The 4,865-nt window shown below is 69.8% G+C and carries 2 protein-coding genes; both read right to left on the bottom strand.

Going from position 1 to position 4,865, the window contains the following annotated elements; all coding sequences use genetic code 11:
• Window positions 1–1,402 (bottom strand): condensation domain-containing protein (locus N826_RS38405; protein WP_247870482.1); only part of this gene is annotated, 1,402 nt, incomplete at its 3' end.
• On the bottom strand, window positions 1,399–4,865 hold a 3,467-nt coding region (locus tag N826_RS38400), incomplete at its 5' end, for a non-ribosomal peptide synthetase (RefSeq protein WP_157599436.1). The genes N826_RS38400 and N826_RS38405, both read right to left, overlap by 4 nt.

Here is a 4,865-nt window from a genome sequence, read left to right as displayed (position 1 = left end):
CGGTCTCGAACCACTCGACCAGCGTACCGGTCTGACGCACCGGGGCGCCCGCGTTGACCTCCCGGACCAGCCAGTCGCGTTCGGACGGGGCCAGGATATCCAGCGTGGACAACCGGGCGTCCGGAGTCCCGACCATGCGGTCCAGCAGGTGGAACCAGCGATCCAGCATCCGTTCGGCGGTGGAACGCTGGAACCGGTCGGCGGCGTATTCCAGGCTAGCCAGCAGCGTATCGCCGTCGGGTTCCAGGATCAGCGTCAGGTCCAGCTTGGCGGAGCCGGTGTCGGGGCGGATCACCTCGACATCCAGGCCGGGAAGGGCGATCCGGCCCAAGGGGGTGTTCTGAACAGCCAGCATCGTCTGGATCAGCGGCGAGCGGCCGGAATCGCGTCCGACGCCGGCAAGCTCGACCAGCCGCTCGAACGGGAGGTCCTGGTTGGCATAGGCATCGACGGCGCTGCGCCGGATGCGGCCGATCAGCCCGGCGACGGTCGGGTTGCCATCGAGCCGGCAGCGGATCGCCAGCGTATTGACGAAGAAGCCGACGACATCCTCGAAACCCCCATGGTGGCGGTTGGCGACCGGGGTGCCGATCAGCAGGTCTTCGGCCCCCGTCAAGCGGTTCAGCAACACCGCCCAGGATGCCAGAGCCACCATGAACGGCGTGGCGCCCTGTCGCGAGGCCGTCTTGTTCAGGCGGTCTGACAGGGCAGCCGGCAGATGCCGGCGCACAGTGCCGCCGGTCCCAGCGGGGACGGGCGACTGGGGACGGTCCGCCGGCAGTTCCAGGACGGTCGGGGCTCCGGTGAGTTCGGTTTTCCAGTGGGCGATCTGGGGCGCCAGCACCTCGTCGCTCATTCCCGTGCCCTGCCACTCGACATAATCGGCGTAGTGCAGCGTCACCTCGCCGAGGGCGTCGCCGGCGCCTGCATAGAGGGCGGCCAATTCCCGTACCATCACGCCGAGCGACCAGCCGTCGCACGCGATGTGATGGAGCGTCGCCAGCAGGACGTGGTGATCGGGTGCCAGACGGAACAGGACGGCGCGGATGACCGGACCGCGCGTCAGGTCGAAGGGTTTGGCCGCTTCCGCTCGCATCCGGTCGTCGAGGGCGGCGGGACCGGCGATGTCCTCGACCGCGAGGGTCAGGGTTCCGGCGGGGTGGACCAGCTGGCAGGGCTCGTCATCCTGGACCGCGAAGGTGGTGCGCAGGATCTCGTGGCGTTCGACAAGGCCGCGCAGCGCCGCTTCCAGCGCGCCCACGTCCAGCGCGCCGATCAGCCGGAGCGCCAGCGGGACATGGTAGGCCGGATCGGCGGGATCGAGCTGATGGAGGACCCACAGCCGCCGCTGAGCGGGCGACAGCGGAAAAAGGAAGACGTCCTGCGAAGCGTCCGAAGTCATCGGTCGGTCCACCCGCCGCCGCTGGCGACGATCGTACCGTCGGCGCCGACTGCTACTCGGGTGGCGGTACGCCGCGCCGCACGGATCGGGACGACGGGAGCCGGGGTGGCCGATGCCTTCGCCTCGTCCAGGTAGATCGCCAGCGCCGCAATGCTGGAATGCTCGAACAGGGTGCGGAGCGCCAGGGTCGCGCCCAGCTTCTGACGGACCATCGTGACGAAGCGGGTCGCCTGGATGCTGTCGCCGCCGAGCGCGAAGAAATCGTCGCGCACCCCTATCTCCGGCACGCCCAGCACCTCGGTCGCCAGGCCGGCCAGTGCGATCTCGATCGGCGACTGCGGCGGCAGGTAGTCGGGACGGCCAATCGCCATCTCGATGGCGGGCAGGGCCTTGCGGTCGATCTTGCCGTGATGGGTCAGCGGCAGGGCATCGAGCACGACGAAGGCCGCCGGCACCATGTAGTCGGGCAGCACGGCGCCGAGCGAGCGGCGCCACGCCGTCACGTCGCCGGTGCCGTCGCCGGTCGCGACATAGGCGACCAGCCGGAGGTCGCCGGCCGGGCCAGGCAGCGCCAGCACCAGAGCCTCGCGAACGCCGGGCTGGCGCGCCAGCGCCGCCTCGATCTCGCCCGGCTCGATCCGGAAACCGCGCACCTTGACCTGCTGGTCGGCCCGGCCCAGGTACTCCAAGTTGCCGTCGGCCAGCCGCCGCGCCAGATCGCCCGAGCGGTAGAGCCGCGACCCGGCGGGACCGAAGGGATCGGGCACGAAGCGCTCCGCCGTCAGGTCGGGACGGTTGCGGTAGCCGCGCGCCACCCCGCCGCCGCCGACGAAGATCTCGCCGACCACCCCGGCCGGCACCGGCTCCAGCTGGCCGTCGAGCAGGTGGACCTGAAGGTCGGCCAGCGGCCGGCCGATCTCGCTGCCGCGTCCACCGACGGCGTCGCCTTCGGTCAGCGCGCGGTAGGTGACATGCACCGTCGTCTCGGTGATGCCGTACATGTTGACCAGCACGGCGGCGTCGCCATGGGCGGCGTACCACGGCGCCAGACTGGCCGGCTCGAGCGCCTCGCCGCCGAACACGACATGGCGCAGCGCCAATGTTCGCCCCGATGTGAACGGGATCAGCTGGCGGAACGCCGAGGGCGTCTGGTTGAGCACGGTGACGCGCTCGTGTTCCAGCAACTCTGCGAAGGCCTCGGGCGAGCGGCTGACCCAGTAGGGCACCACGACCAGACGACCGCCGAACAGCAAGGCGCCCCAGATCTCCCAGACCGAGAAATCGAAGGCGTAGGAATGGAACAGCGTCCAGACGTCGGTCTCATCGAAGCCGAAGCTGGTCTCGGTCGCCGCCATCAAGCGGGTGACGTTGCGGTGGCTGACGACGCAGCCCTTGGGCCGGCCGGTCGAGCCCGAGGTATAGATGACGTAGGCCGACTGTTCGGGCGACAGCGCCAGCCCGAGCGGGCCGGCGGGTTCGGCGGCAGCCGCCGCTTCCGCTTCGGCCAGATCGACCACAGGCAGCGGGCTGTCGCCCAGCGCCGCCGCCAGGGCGGGACGCGCCGGGGCGTGGGTCAGCACCAGGGCCAGTCCGCCGTCCTCGGCCAGCCAGGACAGGCGGTCGGCCGGATAGGCCGGATCGAGCGGGATGTAGCAGCCGCCGGCCTTGAGGATGGCGAGCACGCTGACGATCAGCCCGACGCCGCGCTCCAGGCACAGGCCGACCGGCGTCTCGGCACCGACGCCGAGTTGCCGCAGCCGACGGGCCAGCCGGTTGGACCGGGCGTCGAGGTCACCATAGGTCACTGTATCGGCGCCGTCGCTCAGCGCGATCCGCGCCGGATGGGCGGAAGCGGCAGCCTCGAACCACTCGACCAGCGTGCCGGTCTGACGCACCGGGGCGCCGGCGTTGACGTCACGGACCAGCCAGTCGCGCTCGGCCGGGGTCAGCAGATCGAGCGAGGCGATGGGATTGTCCGGCGTATCCGCCAGGGCTTCGAGCACGGCGTCATAATTGCGACCCAGGGCCTCGATCTGCCCAGCGCCGAATTGCGTGTGGTCGTAGATCAGCGTCAGTTCCAACTCGCCGCTGGTAGGATGGCGGGCGAACTGCGCCAGAAATGGGAAGTCGGTTTCCTCGAAGACATGGATGTCGAGGACGCGCAGCTCCGGCATCCCCAGGATGCCGGCATAGACGTGGAAGTGGATGAAGTTGAACCCGGCCTCGTAGAGGTCGGCTCCGCCCGCCAGCCGCTTGATCTCGGCGACCGGAAGTCGGCGGTTGGTCAGGACCTCGCCCTCCTCGCGGACCAGTGCGGCGACCATGTCGCGCCAGGTTCCGTGGGGAAGGTCGAGCCGCAGCGGTACTGTATTCAGGAACAGGCCGGCGACTTCAGACGCGCCGTCCAGCTCCGGACGGCCATGGGTCACGTAACCGGTGACGACATCGTTGCGCCCGCTGGCGAAAGCCAGCACCCTCAGGTGCGAGGCGAGCGCCAGGCTCTTGATCGGAGCGCCCAGGCGGTCGGCCGATGCGGCCAGCCTTGCGGAAAGACCTTCCGGCAAGCTGACGAGATGGCGGCTGACCTTGCCGGTTCGTACATCGTCAGGTTGCTTGATGCCAAGCCTGGGCAGCCGCGTCACGTCCAAGCCCGTGACCCGGCTGGCCCAGAACCCGCGCATTCCGGCATCGGCGACCGCCGCCCGCTCCAGAGCGATGAAGCAGGCCGGGACCGAGGTATTGCCGTCGCCGAGATCGACCCGACGTCCGAGATAGGTGCCGATCAGGCGGGTCAGCAGGGTCGCCACGCTCCACCCGTCGAGGATGGCGTGATGGAAGCTGATCGTCACCTGGACGATCTCGTCCTCCAGGCGGTGGAGGTGGACGCGGAACAGCGGCGCGGTCACAAGGGAAAAGCCGTTGGACTTCTCCGCCGCCAGAAAGGCGGCGATCGCTTCGTCCCGCCGTTTACCCGGTAAAGACCGCAGGTCGTCGATTTCCAGCGGTACGGTCGCGCCGATATGGACGACCTGCATCGCCTCGGCGAAGCCGCCCCAGTGCAGGCTGGTCCTGAGCGGCGGACTGGCGGCGCTGAGCGCCCGCAATGCCTGCGTCCAGGCGGCGGCGCCCCGCCAGGGCAGTTCCAGGCGGTAGCTGAAGATGTCGTGGAAGATCGTGGACCCGGCGTCGAGTTCCGCGTGGAACAGCATGCCGGCCTGCATCCGGGACATCGGAAACGCATCGGCCGCGTCGTCCGGCAAGTTGGCGCGGTCGGCCGGCGAGAGCAGGGCGAAGGGTGCCGGTGCCGCCGGCCGTCCTTCGTCGGCGTGACCGCTCGACGCGGCTTCAACAAGGGCGCGCAAGGTCTGGTGCCGGTACAGGTCGCGCAGCCCGAAACCGATGCCGCGCTGCCGTGCGCGGGAGACGACCTGGAGCGACAGGATGCTGTCGCCGCCGAGCGCGA

Origin of the sequence: Skermanella aerolata KACC 11604 (assembly GCF_000936425.1) — a bacterium.
In the GTDB taxonomy this organism is placed as follows: Bacteria; Pseudomonadota; Alphaproteobacteria; order Azospirillales; family Azospirillaceae; genus Skermanella; species Skermanella aerolata.
Note: the sequence above shows the minus strand (reverse complement) of the source record. Positions and strands in the feature narration are given on the sequence as shown.